10 protein-coding genes are annotated in these 17533 nt (G+C 48.5%); 4 read left to right on the forward strand and 6 right to left on the reverse strand.

The features are described from left to right. Nucleotides 1-81: 81 nt before the first annotated feature. From K7P76_RS11630 to K7P76_RS11650, 5 genes are all read right to left on the reverse strand, one after another. Complete coding sequence (locus K7P76_RS11630; RefSeq protein WP_232185469.1) at nucleotides 82-3480, reverse strand: DUF4838 domain-containing protein; 3399 nt, start codon at nucleotides 3478-3480, stop codon at nucleotides 82-84. A 23-nt stretch (nucleotides 3481-3503) separates the two neighbouring features. Further along, nucleotides 3504-4340 (reverse strand): carbohydrate ABC transporter permease, encoded by an 837-nt coding sequence (locus K7P76_RS11635; RefSeq protein ID WP_232185470.1) that lies wholly within the window; start codon nucleotides 4338-4340, stop codon nucleotides 3504-3506. A 12-nt stretch (nucleotides 4341-4352) separates the two neighbouring features. Further along, nucleotides 4353-5291: a carbohydrate ABC transporter permease gene (locus K7P76_RS11640; RefSeq protein WP_232185676.1), complete on the reverse strand. Its 939-nt coding sequence runs from the start codon at nucleotides 5289-5291 to the stop codon at nucleotides 4353-4355. A 91-nt stretch (nucleotides 5292-5382) separates the two neighbouring features. Then, complete coding sequence (locus K7P76_RS11645) at nucleotides 5383-6867, reverse strand: type 2 periplasmic-binding domain-containing protein (RefSeq protein ID WP_232185471.1); 1485 nt, start codon at nucleotides 6865-6867, stop codon at nucleotides 5383-5385. Between the two features lie 240 nt (nucleotides 6868-7107). After that, complete coding sequence (locus K7P76_RS11650) at nucleotides 7108-9339, reverse strand: helix-turn-helix domain-containing protein (RefSeq protein WP_232185472.1); 2232 nt, start codon at nucleotides 9337-9339, stop codon at nucleotides 7108-7110. A gap of 184 nt (nucleotides 9340-9523) precedes the next feature. Between K7P76_RS11650 and K7P76_RS11655 the strand changes: the two genes are divergently transcribed. From K7P76_RS11655 to K7P76_RS11665, 3 genes are all read left to right on the forward strand, one after another. After that, nucleotides 9524-11101, forward strand: a complete 1578-nt coding sequence (locus K7P76_RS11655) for an extracellular solute-binding protein (RefSeq protein ID WP_232185473.1) — start codon at nucleotides 9524-9526, stop codon at nucleotides 11099-11101. Between the two features lie 242 nt (nucleotides 11102-11343). Next, on the forward strand, nucleotides 11344-11847 hold the full coding sequence (locus K7P76_RS11660) for a hypothetical protein (protein WP_232185474.1): 504 nt from the start codon (nucleotides 11344-11346) through the stop codon (nucleotides 11845-11847). 182 nt (nucleotides 11848-12029) lie between these two features. Next, nucleotides 12030-14423, forward strand: coding sequence for a hypothetical protein (locus K7P76_RS11665; protein WP_232185475.1), 2394 nt, complete (start codon nucleotides 12030-12032; stop codon nucleotides 14421-14423). An 88-nt stretch (nucleotides 14424-14511) separates the two neighbouring features. Here the strand turns inward: K7P76_RS11665 and K7P76_RS11670 are convergent, their stop codons facing one another. Continuing rightward, entirely contained in the window at nucleotides 14512-15024 is a 513-nt protein-coding gene (locus K7P76_RS11670; protein WP_232185476.1) for a YwhD family protein, read from the reverse strand. 231 nt (nucleotides 15025-15255) lie between these two features. On the opposite strand from K7P76_RS11670, the gene K7P76_RS11675 reads away from it, so the two are divergent. Then, complete coding sequence (locus K7P76_RS11675) at nucleotides 15256-17343, forward strand: HelD family protein (protein WP_232185477.1); 2088 nt, start codon at nucleotides 15256-15258, stop codon at nucleotides 17341-17343. Nucleotides 17344-17533 lie beyond the last annotated feature (190 nt).

The following is a 17533-nucleotide window of genomic DNA, read 5'->3' on the forward strand; positions in this document are numbered from 1 at the left end:
TCCCCTCGCTGTTCATTAAATATAATCGCCAAAGCCCTGCTAACCGGGCTTTGGCGATTATGAAAAGGTTTATACCGTTCGTCAATCCTGGCGGATTAATTCCACGTCATCATAATAGAGTTTGGTGCCTGTTTGGATATTTTCCGAAAGGATCAGCAACTGGGCGCCTGCGACCGGTACGCCGTTATACTGCGATTCCACGTCGAGCTCCAGCGAGACTGTCTTCCATTTGCCGTTCGACGTTGCCGCCGGTACGGCCGTTGCCGGGATGGCATAAATATTCGTGCCCGTCGCATCCTTTAATACAAACAAATATTTCAAAGTTCCCGTTGTCTGCGCTGAAGCCAGGAAGTGGAACACGCCGACATAATGACCAGGTTCAATGCTGGCCAAGTCTTGAACCGGCCCTGAGGCAGGACTGCTGTGTCCGTTCAGTACAACACCGTATTGACCGCTCCGCTTGATGGTATCCGAAAGCGCAAACCCTTCACCCCAAAGCCACCAGCCATTAGGGGCTCCGTTCGTCCACTGTTCGAAGGTAGAGTTGGTCAATATCGATGTATAGCCTGCCTGCCGGGCGACGGCAACAGGATTCGTGCGAATGAGTTCTTCGCTGCCGTACGTGATTTCATAAACGACGCTTTGCTCCCATGGCTGCGGCGACAAAGTCGGCACGGTCAGCGTAGCCGTAAGCGTTGCGGCATCCCACTGAACGTTGGTCGGAGTCACCGTATTCCCGTCGTCCATCCGTTTTACAGTGAAATCCTGAGCGATAGGCGCTTGCTCCGGCGCTTTGCTAAACACGGCCCGCAGTGTGCCATTCTCGCCTTCGGCCGAAGCCAACAACGGCACTTCGCTTGGATCATTCGCTTGATACAGCTCGAAATCGTCCAGATATAACGTACCGCCCTCGAAAAACCCGTTTACGGTAGCCGACATGCTAACGCTTTTGACCGGCACTCCATTTACCTTGCTCGGAATGACATCCATGATCTGGATGTCTTCCCATCGTCCCATAGAATTGAAGAAAGGCTGCTGATCGCTCTTTAATGTCGCCAGCTTCTGACCGTTCTCGTCTAGGAGGTTCAGCTCCAGCCAAATATCGCCGACGGAGACGATGTCATCGGAGACGAAATATTTGAGCCGGGCAATCACTAATCCCGATTGAGCGGAAACGGTCTGATTGATGTCGCCGTAATAGAAATTGTGTACATAGATGCTTGCATTCCCCGAGCTGACTTCGTCCGATCCGAGAGAATATTCTTTCCGTTCGAACTTGCCGAAATTAAGGATATTCGCATTCCAGTCTGCTGCCGTCACTTTGCTGTCAGCGGGGTCGCCGGCTGCTTCAAAGGAAGAGTTTAGATTATTCGGCCCCTCGTCTACCGCTCGAAGCAGCAATTTCGCATAATTAATAATGGTTGGCGACTGCCCCGTCGAAGCTAATTCCTCCACTTTATTCCTGACCAAGCCATCCATTGACCCATCCGCTTTGATATAAGCAACCAGCTCCCAGAACGCGCTTGCATTCAGGCCTGACCAGAGGAGCTTAAATGCATTCATATCAAAGTAAGGACTATGTTTCAAAACAGGATCGTCCTTATACTCGTTGAGCAACGTCTGCCTCTTCTTCGCGTAATCCATTCTGTACTCGAAATTAACGGCATCATTAAGCAATGCGAGCGCTTCAGTATCGTTGTTCAGCGGCTCTACCGCTTTCGGATAGCTGAGCGCAGACGCTTCATAATACTCGAAGGCGCGAAGCAATAGGCTCGCCCGTTTCTTTTGCTGAACCGTCACGGCCTTATCCAACGCCGTTTCCAGCAAGACCCGGCTCTGCGCAATCTCTTCATCCGTTACGAGAGACAGATAGGAGGCCGAGGCGAAATTCAAGTACGTCGTGTTCTTTCGTCCTTCGAACCACCCTGATTGTTTGATTCGGTTTTCCCAGAAATCGTTCCAATGGTCGTAGTAAGCCTTCAAGTACGGCGCAGCTTCGGCGCCGACCGCGCGCGTGTACCATTCGTTCAGCAAGGCATCGACATCCTGATCGGGATTCCATAGAAGCTTGGACATGAGCCACGTTTTCGGTCCCTCCCCAACGTTCGGGTTCGTCTCCGAGAAATAGGCGACCGCCTTGTTATCCGCGCCTTTCCGGAACATGTCCGCCATCACGTTGTTGTAGACGCGAGGCAGCGCATACGGTACGCCGTACGTGTAATCATAGAACCCGAGATTGGCCGCCTTCAGCTTCCATGCATCCATAATGGCCTGATCTTTCGCTTGGACTTCGGGATCGGACCAGGCCATCCTGTCTTTAGTCAAGTACGGAACAACACGTTCGTGCAGCGAAAAGGAAGGCGGATCATAGACTTCTTGATAGGCGAGCAAGCCGAACCATTTGTCCTTAAGCCCTTCATGCTGAAGCACTTTTTCCACGACTTTATTCACCCATGCATAATAAATATCCGACATGTCGGTCAGACCCAGTGAATTGCGCTTGTTAGTATAGTTCGGATGATTCGGATTTTCCTCGCAAAATGCACCATTGTCATTAACCGCGAGCGATACGGACGGTTCATTCGGATTGTTCGCGAAATAGTCCACGATCCAATCGACGGCCACTTGCACCGTATCCGGGTTGCTGTAACATGGTTGCCAGCCCCAGTTAACGCCGGGAATATAGGGCACTCCATTTTTCTGCGAATAGTACTCCGGATGCGTTTGGGCATATACGCTCGGCGGAAACATGCGCCATACATAATGCTCCCAGCCGCCATTCTGAAGGCGAAGCCGGTTGCGGACGCCCCATTCGTGAATCGTCGGGTTGCTGCCTGCCTCGGTCGTATACTGCAGCGGGTAGAGCACCCGCGACAAGTAGACAGGTTCATCCTTTACATCCTGTTTAGGGGCGTATAAATCCGCATGCTGCGGAACATATTCACCGTCCTCTCCCGGCATTAACCACCGCACGCCGACGTATCGCTCCAGAAATTCATAGACGCCGAATTCCGTTCCGACATCCGTAGGTCCAATGATCGTTACGTTTTTCCCGTGCGGATGAATGACGTAACCATCTTCAAGCAGGCCGGCAAGCAGGCCCGTAATGTGCGGGTCCCCGCCCGAGGCGGTCGTTCCTACATAGATGCGTACCCAATTGTTATTTTTACCTTTCGCCGCGATAAATTCGGCTTCGGTCATCACCGGCAATGTCGCACCGGTGGACTTGGCGATATACTGGACAAGCGTGTCCGCCGACGCAGAAGTTTGTTCACTTGCATCTTGCGCAACGATGACTACAGCTTGGGCTACACCCTTTTTGACAATTTGCTTGCCGTTTTGGTTGTTCTGGCCATTTTGATTGTTCTGGCCATTAGAAGAGGTTGGATTTGCAAAAGCAGTGTTGAACGACGACAAAATGAGGCCGAAAATCATGGCAACAGCTATAACTTTCCTAAAACGCAAACTAATCCTCACCATTTTATTGCCTCCTTAGTTTCACACTATCCTTTCACGGCTCCTAAAGTAGCCCCTTCCATAATTCTGCGCTGCAGGAAAATATACATGAAGACGAGCGGAATCATCGTAATCATTAGTCCGGCGAATAAAGTGACCCAATCCGATTTATACTGCATAATTTGACTCGCCTGATACATTGCGACACCGATCGTATACTTATCCGGATCGCCCAAATAAATGAATGGCCCGAGAAAATTGTTGTACAAGCCAAGAAATTTGAATATCGCCACCGTCACAATACCGGCCGTTGACAGAGGCAATATGATACGGAAAAATATTTGAAAGATAGACGCCCCGTCAATTGCACCGCTCTCCTCGAGTTCCTTCGGCAGGGATTGCATAAATCCGCCCAGCATCATTAGAAAAAAAGCGCTTTCGCTGAAGCTGTCCAAAATAATAAGACCTGTCAGACTGTTCGTTAAATTCATATCCCGCATGAGAACATATTGAGGCACCAGAGCGTTAATGCCGGGGAGGAACAGCGAGAGCATGATGACAGCCCACATTAGCTTCCGTCCTCTAAATTTCAGTCGGGTTAATACATAAGCGTTTATAGCGGTCAAGAAGGTGCCGATCGCCAAGCTTACTCCGACATAATAAATCGTATTGATCATCGATATACCGATTCCGTATTCATCCCATGCGTCTTTATAATTGATCCAGCTCAGCTTTTTCGGCAGCTCCCATACACCCTGGAAAAACTCCTGATTGGTCTTTAGCGATTCATAGAATACCCAAATCAAAGGAAACAGGATGGACACTGACCAGATCAGGAGAATGATGTTCCACCAAGCGTCGGATATCGTTCTTTTCTCTCTCACTGTATCCCCTCCTTAGTATTCGGCATCCTGATTCGCCGTAAATCTATCAATGATTAGCTTCACCACCACGAGAAGAACGAACAACATCATGCCGATCGCGGAAGCGTAGCCATAATTGTGAATGCCGGTACCGAATGCGGCATTGAACATATAAAGTCCGATAACGTCCGTCGAACCTGACGGGCCGCCATTCGTTAGAATTAATATGTTCTCGAACCCTTTGAACACACCGAGCATCAGAAAAATCGCGGATACGCGAATAATCGGCATCATGAGCGGCAATGTAATGCGGAACAGCCGCGTCGTATGGCTTGCCCCTTCGAGTATGGCCGATTCATACAGCGATTTCGGAATCGTACTCATCGCATTGAGGAAAATAACGAAATAGAAACCGACGCCTCCCCAAACTGCCGGCGGAATAGTCGCCCATAAAGCCGTTTCCCGTTCGCCCAGCCAGTAAAAATTACCGACGTCAATCCCGATCATCCTTAGTCCGGCATTCAATAATCCAAAGGTCCCATCATAGACAAAGGCCCACAACAAGGAAATGGCAACCGTAGAAAGAACATTAGGAAAGAAGAACAGCACCTTATAAATCGAAGTGAGCCGATAGCCTTTATTGCCCAGTACATAGGCAAGAATTAACGAGATGAAAATAACGAGAGGAGGGATCGTTGCCATGTAAAGAACGTTATGCCATAAAGCCCGCCATACGTATTTGTCTTGAAACATATTTTTGAAATTTTCCAACCCGACAAATACAGGTTCTTTTATTCCATTCCAATTGAGCAGTGAATAATAAACGGACAGCAGATTCGGATATAACGTAAATAGGATATAACCTCCGAAAGCGGGGGTTGTTGCCAGCAAAATAAATAATCGTTTTTGAAACTTGGCCTTTTGCTGCCAACTTCGTCTAGGTTGTCCGGCATTATTGACAGGTATAGGCATGTCTTCCAAAGCGATGTCGCCCCCCTTTGATATTCACGGAGCGCTGAAAGCATCAGCGCTCCGTGATGTGCTTATACACTTGCTAACAGTATTACTTCTGTGCTGCGATCGCTTTCTTCAGCAGCTCCTCGGCTTCCAGCAGCTTTGGCGCAGGATCCACCTTGCCTGAAGCGACATCGTTCAGGATTTCATCCACGAGCTTACTCGCATTCGTTGCATTCGGATCTGTCAGCGTAACATTTCGCGCATCGCTAGTCCCTTTAACCGTATTATTCTTCATATACTCAAGAACGGCTTTAGGTGCTGCTTGCAGACTCTCAGCCATAGTCGGGTCATTCATGAAATCGCTGCGCACCGGCAACGAACCCGCTTTCTCAGCGAAACGCTGCTGCACATCCAGGTTCCAAGTCCAAACTAGAAACTCTTTCGCCCACTTCTTGTTCAACTCCGGCTTGGCCGCCCAAATAAAGTGGCCTCCTTGCGTATAACTTGAATGATATTTCACATCATCCGGCTTATCGCCCATCGGCGCTAGCATGAAGCCCCACTGAAAGCCGTCCGGGATGGAATCCTTCATTTCGTTCTGAACCCATTCGCCCGTCGATGCCATTGCAGCTTGTCCTTGCAGCAGCTGCATTTGCGATTGCGTATGCGTCAATGCGGCTACACCGTTCGGAAACGCTTTCTTTTGGCCTAACTCATAAATTCGCTTGTGCAGCTCCAAACTTTCCGGGGATGCATAGAATGGCGTTTTATAATTTCTGTACGCATCATTGAATGCATCCAGATTTCCGTTTATTTCAGCTAGCGCGTATTCCGCTCCGAGTCCGAAGCTGAATTTTAAGTAGATCGGATATTTGCCTGGGTAGGTGATCGGGATAAGCCCCGATGCTTTAATGGTATCGACAAGCGCAGTAAATTCGCTCCATGTTTTCGGATTCTGGTTCCATCCGTTTTTCTCGAACAAAGCTTTGTTGTAGAAAAGGCCCGTTACGCTTTGACCGGAAGGAATCGCATACATTTTTCCTAAAACTCGGGGTGAACCTTCATAAATACCCGATTGAAGCTCCTTCAATGTTTTTCCTTCGTTGTCATACGCTTTGTGATCCCACAGGTCGTCTTGCGGCTCGATCTTGCCCGCTTCCACCAGGCTGAGGACAGCATCCGGTCCGCCGGCAATATTATTCGAGAAAATATCGAACATGTCTTCATCATTGTTTGCGGATATTTTAGTCCCGATGATCGTATCCATTTTCGGTGAATACGTCGTTTCGAAACTTACATTCGGAAACTTCTTCTTGAACGTATCCATGGCATAGTCAATCCATTCCCTGCCGTTTCCGTTTTCCCAATAAGCAAATTTAAGCGTTACTTTCTCGTTCTTGGGAAGTCCGTTCTCCGGATACACGTCCGACTCCGCCGTTTGCTTACCGGTTTCGGTTGCCGTGGCCGTGCCAGTTGCCGCCGATTGACTAGCTCCGTTGTCATTATTGCCTTTGCCGCTGCACGCTGATAATGAAATAACAATTACCATGCACAGCAACGCCAGTGCCCAAACCTTTCCTTTTTGTTTCACTGTTGAACCCTCCCAATTTATATTTGCGTTACGTAAGTCAAAGTAGCATTCACGGTTCTTGATCGTAAATAGACCATTTATGACAAGGTAGACATAATCCGAAATGAGTTGAATTTTCAGACAATAGACTTTTATTTTCTAATAGATTTTTTCTTGTATGGAAGTTCAAAATAAACTGACGCAGAGCGGGTTTCCAGTCATTCAGAAAAAAAAGCCTGGCTATGTTCAGCCGGGCTCGCTCTACATTTTCATCTTCCGGTATTGTCCGGGAGTAATGCCGGTATGCTTTTTGAACACTCGTATGAAGGTCATCGACTGCTCGTATCCGACAGCCCGGCCGATATCCTGGATCGCGTCCTCCGTATCCACAAGCAGGCGCTCCGCCTTCTCCATCCGTATGGAAGTAACGTATTCTACGAATTTGACTCCGAACGCCTCCTTGAACAATCGGCTCAAGTAACTCGCGTTTAATCGGAATTCCTCGCTTAGCTGCATAAGCGACAGATTGGGATTATGAGAATTATCGCTGATATAGTCCTTCACCTGAAACACCAGCTGATGCGTCGACTTGCTCTCGCGCAGCTCGCCGATTCGGATTTGGGCTTCCTGCAAAATGCTGCGGAATTCGTTGAATTTGTCGTCCAGCTTCTCATTCCGTTTGAGCGCATTGAGCAGGGCTCCGTGAGTGTCTTCGTTCCATATCCGGTACATCTCCTCCGGCAGCTCGGCCATTTCCTTCTGCAAATGCCCGATCAACACCTGCATCAGATTGTACAAATCATCATAGGAGTATAATTGATCTTGGATATTATCATACATTTCCTGATAATGCCGTTCCCATTCCTTATCGCCTGCCCGGAACGACTGGCTGAGAGCGCGAATGCACTGCAATTGCTTAAACAACTCGCCTTTGGGCCGGGATAAGACATGAACCAGCTCGATAATCCGGTTATATCCGAGAGACGGCTTAAAGCCGACGGCAGCGATCGCATCCCGGAATGATTCCGATATCCGTTCCAATCCGTCCGTCTGTCGACCGACCCCGATCGTAACGGTAAAATCCAGATTTTCCTCCACCCATTGCCGAAGCGCTTCACAGAAAAGCACCATTTCCTGTTCCCCGTCTTCCTGATGGCGGAATATGGCCAGTATGGCCAAACGGCAATGATCGATCCATTCGGTCCATACCGTATATCGCTTGTTCTCGCTCATTTCCTGTACGACCTTGCTGAGGACATGCTTCAGCAAATGCTGGTCGTTGCGGTATTGACGTTCAAATTCCGCGTAGTCATCGATCTCGGCCAAGGCCACGACCGTTGCTGTCACCTTGGCGTCCATCCCGAGCTGCTTCAATTCCTCCAGCCAGACATTAGGCTGTGAACCCGCGTTCCCCTCCATCATACTCAGGAACAAATGCCGTTTGCGGTACACCATATTTTTCTGATGCTGCTCCTGAAGCATGTTCGATTCGTCCAGAAGTCCTTCAATTGTCGTCTCGATTAGTTGAAACTCGTCCACTTTCCCCGTCGCATTCTCTTCGACTGGCATCGGTCGGACATTCGATAAACGGTTCATTAAAGATCTTATTGGCTTATAATTACGTCTCGAAACGTATATCAGCCATAACACTCCAGCTACTACGATTACAAAACCAAGCCCCATCCAAATGTAAAATAAGGACGATACGAATTCGACGATCGTGCCCCCGTGGTTACCGCTTCGAAACGTCCAGCCAGTCAAATCCGAGACCGCTTCTGACAATACTTTGGCTTGAGTATACTTGGACGGATGCGTCACGTCCGGCTTGCGATCCGTTTCTGTAGATACGATGAACCTGTCGTTCCGGTCGGTCAATTCCACGAAGGTCGTCTTCGTATATACCATGCTTTGCATGACTTTACGCAGACTTTCAGGCCGGATATTGACGACCATAATGCTGTAATCGAACAGATCGGCGATTTTGGCCAAGCTGATGATGGGTTCCTCCTGCCCGGACACCCGCTGCGATCTGAACGTCCAATCGTACGGTTGCTTGCTGCTAACGGTCAGACCGAGATACTGCTTGTCGGCGAACGCATCCAGCGTGGTCAGCGCCGACGAGGTCAAAACCGTCTGATCGGATGTGCGGTACAAATAAATCGAGTCGATCATCGGATTTTTCAGCAACAGCTCCTTGAGCTCGCTTGCTGCCTGTAAATCGGCATAATTGCGTTCGTTTGGCGCCTTTTCGCTATAAAAAAGCTTGATTCGCTCGTTATTCTGAATTTCGTACAGCATCATCGAATCGATTTCATCCAATGTTTTGTCAACCAGCTTCATGATATTATGCGACAGCGCTTCGTTTGCTTTCTCGGCCGATTTCCTGGACAGCTCGCTAATTGTCAAATACGTCATCAGGAGCAAGCTGAGGAAAATAATAAAAAACACCGGTAAATACGAAAGAAGAAGCCTATTAAACCAACTTTTACCCATAGCATCACCTGTCGTTTCCTAAGCTCGGTTTACTTCCCTGCTAGCCCTATTATCCCGTCAAAAAGCGTTTGCTGTAAAGCGAAGTTGAGAAACATAGTTTATTTCCCCCGTAAAAACGATTAACATTAAGAACGAGACTCGCAAAAATAATGAGATGAATCAACAGCAAGGGAGGAAGAAACAGGTGAGAGGAATCAAGATCGGCGTTTCTCTGGCTGTTATCCTTCTCGTCGTTTGCGGCGCCTATATATTGTTGCACAACGGATGGTCAGGATCGCGCGATTCGGACACGGATCAAGGAAACAACCCAGAGAAGCTTACTTTGAAGTTTTTCATCAGCGGTCCGCCCGAATCAACATTGCCTGAATCAGAAAAGGATTTCGTTCTGCAAGCCATTGAAAGTAAGTTTGACGTCAACTTGGAAGTCACTGTCATGGCTCCTGGCGAAGATTATACCGAGACTCTGGCGGCGAAGCTGGCAGCCAACGACCCGCCCGACATGTGGCTGAATATCAGCACGGACGGCGGAGCTAAATATACGCTCGATAATGTGTTGGCGGACATGTCCTACTATGCAAATCCGTCCACTATGCCAAACTATTTTAAGTATTGGATTAGCGAAAAAGAGCTTCGCGAATACCAGGTGCACAACAAATTTGCCCGCGCGCCAATTCCCTATGATCGAAAATCGTACCGCGCTTACTATATACGCAAAGATTGGCTGGACCATCTTGGGCTGAGCATACCGCAAACCTACGAACAATACGTCGAAGTGCTTCATGCCTTTACTTATGATGATCCGGACGGCAATGGTATCAACGATACTTATGGCTTCACAACTGCGGGCAACGGGAATAGCATTTCCTTGGAATGGCCGGAATATATCAAGAACGGCCTTCTATTTCCAGCTTATTACGAGAACAATCAATTGGTCGACATGCAGACGGATGTGCGCGTTGGACAAACCGTGACGGATATTGTCAAGATCATGAATGAAGGTGTGATTGATCCGGAATGGTTTCTAAACTCGCCGCGAAGGGAGTTCGACAAAGCCGTTCAAGGCAAAGCAGGAATTATTATGGGTGATACGGCAGACTTCGCGTTGGACTCGAACCGAGACAGCCTGCAATCAAGAAGCCGTATCGTCAATCCGCATGCTAATTGGGTACCTTTCAACCCGTTCGGCAATCGACCGCTGCGTGTGGCGGTTGCCGCCAATTATCCATTCGTTTTCTCCAACAATACGGCCGGCGCCAAACCCGAAAAACTGATGAAGACGGCGAGCATTCTCGACTGGCTGGCAGGCGAGGAAGGCTACTTGCTAACTCATTACGGCTTGGAAGGAAAACATTATACGCGGGAAGGAAACCGGATAACTCTAATTCCGGAAGCGATTGAAAAGGATATTCGTCTTCAAGGAGATTTCCTGCAAATCTGGGACTTCTTCACTCCCGATGCGCCTGAAGTTCTGGGCTTTACTATTCTCGATCCGCGGGTAACGGAACGGGATAAGAAAATATTGCAGTCGTTAGCAAACATAACGGTGCATGAAGGTCTCGGTACGACTTTAACACCGCCGTTCACGATCAATGTCGAAGCTCTGCGCAGCAGGCAGGATGAGCTTCAGGTGAAAATGCTATTCTCGGAAAAATCGGGCCAGAATTGGCCGAAATACCGCGATGAGCTGATGACGAAGTATAACGGAAATATTATCTTCAAGCAGTATGAGGATAAAATCAGAGCTTCCCGGAATAAGCGGTAAAGAATTCCTCCAAGCTGTGAATACCCAGATTTAAAACAAGCTGCGGCCCCTCTCGTTAACCGGGGAGCCGCAGCTTTTGTTATGCAATCGTATTGACATCATAGAAATCTATTGTAATATCTAAGTGTAATATTATATATTACATATAATATATATCCGAAGGATGGCATCCCGAGAACGGCCGCAAAGACTATCGTTTTATCACATTCATTGTTCTTATCAACTAAAAAGGATGTGTTTTTATGAGAAGAGGCATGAAAGCGCTCTCGTTAATGTTCATTGTTTTGGCGATTATTTTGGCAATACCGCAAACGTCGCTGGCCAGTTCGAATACGGAGTTTAAGATCGGCGTTTATTGGCCGCCGGTAGCGACTCAGACAAACGCAACGCAATATGATTATTTGCAGGACGCTAACATTAATTGGATTATTAACACCCATGCCACGGATTTATCGACGGAGGCAATCAATAACACGATGCTGGATTTAGCGGGTGCCCGAGGAATGAAAGTGATTGCATCCGATTCGCGATTCAAAAAGATTTACGACAATGTCGCTACGAATGCGGAAATCGATGCCATGGCCGACAGCTATAAAAATCACTCCGCTTTAGGCGGTTATTATGTGATGGACGAACCGTTCACCCTAATTTCTCTTATATCGCCAACGCGAACAACCGGTTTTTACTCAAACGTTCCGACGCCGTTAATTATACAAATCTGCTTCCCATTAATCCGACCGATGTAGAAACGGAAATATCTCCCACTCTGGCGTTAGCGCAAACCTCAACGGGATTCGGCTATTTTGTCACAAGCAGCAATCCACTTGGACAAACGTTTACGACACCCTCAAATATCACTTATATCGATTCCATTGAAATCAATACAGATGTAAATCAATGGGGAAGCGGAGAAGCGCTCACTTTAAAATTGTGGAATTCTCCGGCAAAAACCACCCTAATCGCATCCAGCACGTTATCGCAAAATAACGACTTTTACCCAAGGTTCCCCCTTAAAACGACAGTATCTCCAAACACCTCTTATTATTGGGAATTAACTCATAACGGAGGCGGAGACAACTCGATCGGCTGGGTGACCTCATCCTCAAGCAATACGTATTCCAATGGGACGGGATATGTCAATAACGCGGCAGTAAGCGGGGATTATTATTTCAAAGTTTACACCGGAGCTCAGCTATCCCCCTTTTCCGTGATGGCTCAATTGTCAACGGGCTCAAGCTATACGTTATCGAGCACAAATCCGTTAGGCCAAAACTTCTATACGCCAGCCGATTTGCACAATATCGATTTTATCGAGCTCAATATCGACAGCAGTCAATGGGGAGCCGGAGAAACGCTTACTTTGAAATTATGGAACTCACCTGCCAAGAGCACGCTTATTGCGTCGAGCTCATTAACCGCAACCAATAACGGCAACTATCCTCGGTTTCCGATTAAAGCTTCTGTATCCCCTGTTACTCCCTACTATTGGGAATTATCTCATAACGGAGGCGGGAATAACTCAGTCGGCGGGGTAACCTCCTCAGCAAGCGATGTCTACTTAAACGGATCCGTTTATGAAAATGGCGTTGCAAAAACCAATGATTTCTACTTCAGCATCTATAAAAGCCAGTATACGACCTCATTGCCGTCCTTTGATGAAAGCGGGGCTCTGGTCAGTGCAAACCCCCTCCTATCATTAAGTCAATTACAGAAAGGCAACGGCAGTTTTGTGACGAGTACGAATCCAATTGGACAAACTTTCACTACCCCAGCCGGTACATCCTATATCGATTACTTTGAGCTGGAGCTAGACTATACGAATTGGAGCAGCTCAGAAGCGCTTACTTTGACCTTGTGGAATTCTCCATCCAAAACAACCCGGATTGCTTCTCATACGTTATCGGGGTCCAGACATGCCGGGTTTCCTAGATTCCTGATCAATGCAAGCGTAACAGCCAATACCTCGTATTATTGGGAGTTGACTCATAACGGAGGCGGCGACAATTCCATCGGTTGGGTAGCCCGATCATCGACCGATGTCTACGCGGGCGGCAGCGCTTATGAAGGCGGTGTCGTAAAAACTTACGATAACTATTTCCAAATTTACAAAGATCGCAATTCCAAAGACAAATCCGTTACCTCCAATGCCAGCGGAACCGGTTCCTTTGTAACTTTAACGAATTCATTAGGCCAAACTTTCAAAACGCCAGCGACGCTGGATCGAATGCTGCAGTACTTGGAACTGAATATTGATCCCACGCAATGGTCTGCTGATGAATATTTAACAATAACGCTCTATTCCGATACGTCAAAACTGCAAGTTCTCGGTAAGACTACTTTAAACCGGTCCTATAATAGCGATCGCCCCAGATTTTATATTTGGGCTGATTTACAGCCGAATACGACCTATTATTTCGAGTTGACCCATAGCGGAGGCGGAAATAATTCCGTAGGGTGGGTCGTTCATTCCAATACGGATGTTTACAGTGATGGAAGCGCATATGTTAATAATGTCGCGCAGAGCAATGATTTATATTTCAGAGCCGTATACAGCTCGGCCTATCAGGATTATCTGGAAGAGTTCGTAGACACAATGGGAGCATCCCACTTGGGATACTTGTCCTATGATCAATATCCGATCGTTTATTATCACGGATTGAACATCGGTTACTATCGGAATAAAGAACTGATTAGAGCTATGGGATTAAAAAAGGGCGTAGATACGGCAAGCTTCCTACAGTCATTCGGTATTCCCAGCAGCTACAGACGTCCCAATGCAGACGAAATAAGATTTAATGTATTTACCAGCCTTGCATATGGAGACAAAGCCTTATTCTGGTTTACTTGGTGGACTCCGACGAATCAAGCAGGGACGCAATTCGACAATGGCATTATCGATCCGAGCGGAAACAAAACGGATTTATTTACGCCGGTTAAGAACGTTAACGCAGAAGTGAAAAATTTAGGCGGAACGTTGATGGGCTTGACGTCGCAAGCGTTATATCACTCAGGCGTCGTTGAGGCCGGTTCAAAAAGCGTGCCGTCCGGTTTCTTCTGGAAGCCAAATAAAACGAGCGACAACGTCATCGTTTCTTACTTCTCTAACGCAAGCAATCGAAAATATATTATGGTAGTCAATAAATCATTGACCGTCACCGAAACCTTTACATTTAACGTAAACCCGAAACCGTCAACGGTAACGGAGGTTTCAAAGTCAACAGGGTTGGAAGTGAGCACGAATTATAATGCTTCGACGGGAGTTATCTCACAGCTGCTTCTTCCTGGTGAAGGCAGACTCTACGCCCTTCCGAACGGATATTAAAAACACTTTTTGATCGTTCAAAAAAAGGGGTCGTCCCAGAAGTCTCTAATGACTTCGGAACAACCCCTTAGCTATTCTATTCACGTTGTTAAGCCAGCAAATCCTTCAAAGCCTGAGGAGAATGATCCCACCACTCCGCATTATGCTCAACAAGCAGCTTGCGAAGAGCTTCCTTCTCCACAGGTCCGATGTTATCGAGCATATACTTCCGCTTGAGTGAAGCGTCTAGCCGATTAACATGGTCAGGGAGAATTTTCCATCCCCTTCTAGCCTCCGTATCGATCAGCATCTCACAGGAAGTCGCACCCGCGTAATACGTACCGCCCTCATTGCGGTCGACGGCTACCCATACGATCCATGCCGGACGACCGTTCGGCACGTTCTCTTTGTCTGGGGAAAACTTGATGCCCTTCTCGATCTTGCTCTTGGCGTGCATCGCCCCGACATCGATATACGCTTCCCCTTCATCGATGATCACGCAGGAAACCTGGCTCAAATCGATCGTTCCCGCACCGAATCCTCTATGTTCCTTGTTGCTGACGACGTTAAGCGATAGCTTTTTTTTCTCAACCGGTTTATCCTGATTATCCTGAATGTCCATGTTTACCCTCCTGCAATTGTCGATACATATGAAAAAACCGGGCCCCAGACCCCTCAAATCGAGATCTTACCCGCTTTCTCTGTCGCTCATATTAATGGGAACGTTTGTTCTACTTCTTTTAGGCAATCCTGTACTCAACATCATAACAAACCGGAAAACATAAGTCTATTGTTTTTTGCGAAAATGCGCCACAATAGGTAAAGTTATTATTGAATGCAAGGAGGCATACGCATGGAAACACAGCAGCACCCACACCACGAAGAGCAGGCCCGGCTTCAGCATACGTTTCAGGAAATCGAACGGCAGCGCGCGGACATCGGCCCGGTCTATCATGGCCAAGATTATGTCGAGCAGCTGCTTGAGGCTAAACGGGAGGAAACGCGGCAACGGCTGGACCTGCTCGCGAGCGAACCTTACTTCGGTCGGCTCGACTTTCGGGAAGAGAGCAAATCCGAGCCTTTCCCCCTCTATATCGGCAAGCGAGGCATGGACGACAAAGAAACCGGCCAACCTTACATCATCGATTGGAGAGCGCCGGTCGCCAGCTTGTTCTATTCATTCACCGGCGGAGATGCGTCTGTCACGTACGAAGCGCCGGATGGTACGATCGAAGGCGACATTTACCTCAAACGGAGTTTATCCATCCGGGATAAAACGCTGCAAAGAGTCGTGGACAGTTACGAACGCGGCGGAGACAACATCGGCTTGAACGACGAGTTTCTGCTCTACAAGCTCGGCGACAAGAAGGATAACCGGCTGCGGGATATCGTATCGACCATTCAAGCGGAGCAGGATCTGATTATCAGGGCGCCCCGCTACAAAGCGCTTATAATACAAGGTGCCGCAGGATCGGGTAAAACAACCATCGCCTTGCACCGTTTAGCATTCCTCCTGTACCAGTACCAGCAGCAAATCCGCGCGGAGCGGATGATTATTTTCGCGCCGAACACGATGTTCCTCGATTACATCTCGGGCGTTCTTCCCGAGCTCGGGGTCGGCAACGTAAAGCAAACGACATTCGCGGAATGGGCTTTGGATATTCTGGATGGGAACGTTCGATTGGCGGATGGGACAACGGAAGGCAACCGATGGTTCTCGCTCGAAGGGACTCGCCCGGCCATTAACGACGAAACGCCCGGTAGGTTCAAAGGTTCTCTGACTTTCCAAAAATGGCTCGACGATCAGCTGCGCGTTCTCGAACAGAATTTCTTGGTGGATCAACCGTTCGAAGCGTGGGAAGGCAGGGTATTGCCCAGCGAGACGATACGCGAGTGGTTTGAAGTGGAGTATCGCCATTATCACTTAGCGGCTCGGCGCGAACGGTTGACGGCAAGAATCAACCGCTGGCTGGAAATGCAGCTCACGAACATCGGCGACCCGAAAGTACGCAAAGATAAAAGCAAGACCGGCAAGCAGCGGCTGCGCGCTTATATGAACAAGCTGCCGAAAGCCGACGCCCTCTCCTTCTATCAAAGCGTGTTTAATCAGGGATCTGATGACTTTATTCCGAAGAAGATACTGAACGAAACGAAGGCCTATTTGAAAAAGGGACATGTTCTCCCCGAAGATCTAGCGCCTCTTGTCTGGATTCATCATTCCTTTAATGGAGCCGAAGGCCTTGTTTTCGATCACGTGGTCGTCGATGAAGCGCAAGACGTCTCTCCTTTCCAAATCGCGCTGCTGAACACGTTCATGAACGAGCCGTCCTTCACCATACTTGGCGACTTGGCCCAAGGTATTCATGCTTACCGCGGCGTGCAACGATGGGATGAGCTGTCCGCCATGTTCGACGAACAGCACAATTCCTATCACGTGCTGAAGCAAAGCTATCGGTCGACGCTTGAAATCATCGAGTTCGCCAACCGCATCCTCCCGTTTACCGATACGGGGCTGCCTCCCGCCGAGCCGGTGTTCCGAAGCGGAGATCCGGTCGATATCGTTCCTCTCGGCAAGGCAGCGGATCAACTGGCCGCGATCACAAGTTTCATACGCGACAACCAAGAACGCGGAATGCGAACTATCGCCATCATTTGCCGCACGGACGAGGAATGCCGACTTATCCATGAGCTGATGCTGCCGGCCGGGATTGAGGCAAATCTCATAGCGGAAGGGCAGAGCCAATACCGCGGAGGCGTAACCGTCGTGCCGGTCTATCTGGCCAAAGGCCTGGAATTCGACGCGGTCCTCATAGCCAACGCGAATGAGCGGCTATATGCCCGCACCACTCAGGATGCCAAACTCCTATATGTCGGATGCACCCGCGCGCTCCATCGGTTGACGCTGCTGTATGAGGGGGATCTTTCACCGTTGATCGGGTAAATAGGACGACATTTAAGAAAAACCGGAGGCTTTGCCGGGTAAAGCCTCCGGCCCTTTTACTTTTGGCGGATATCCATAAACTCTTGGGATCGACCGGTCCGACATCCCTGTTGCTGCCTGCGGCTGTTCGCGGAAACGTACCATTATCCCTTCGCATCACCTGTTTAAACGGAATATAAACGAATCCTCC

Source organism: Cohnella silvisoli, from assembly GCF_021190915.1.
GTDB lineage: Bacteria > Bacillota > Bacilli > Paenibacillales > Paenibacillaceae > Cohnella > Cohnella silvisoli.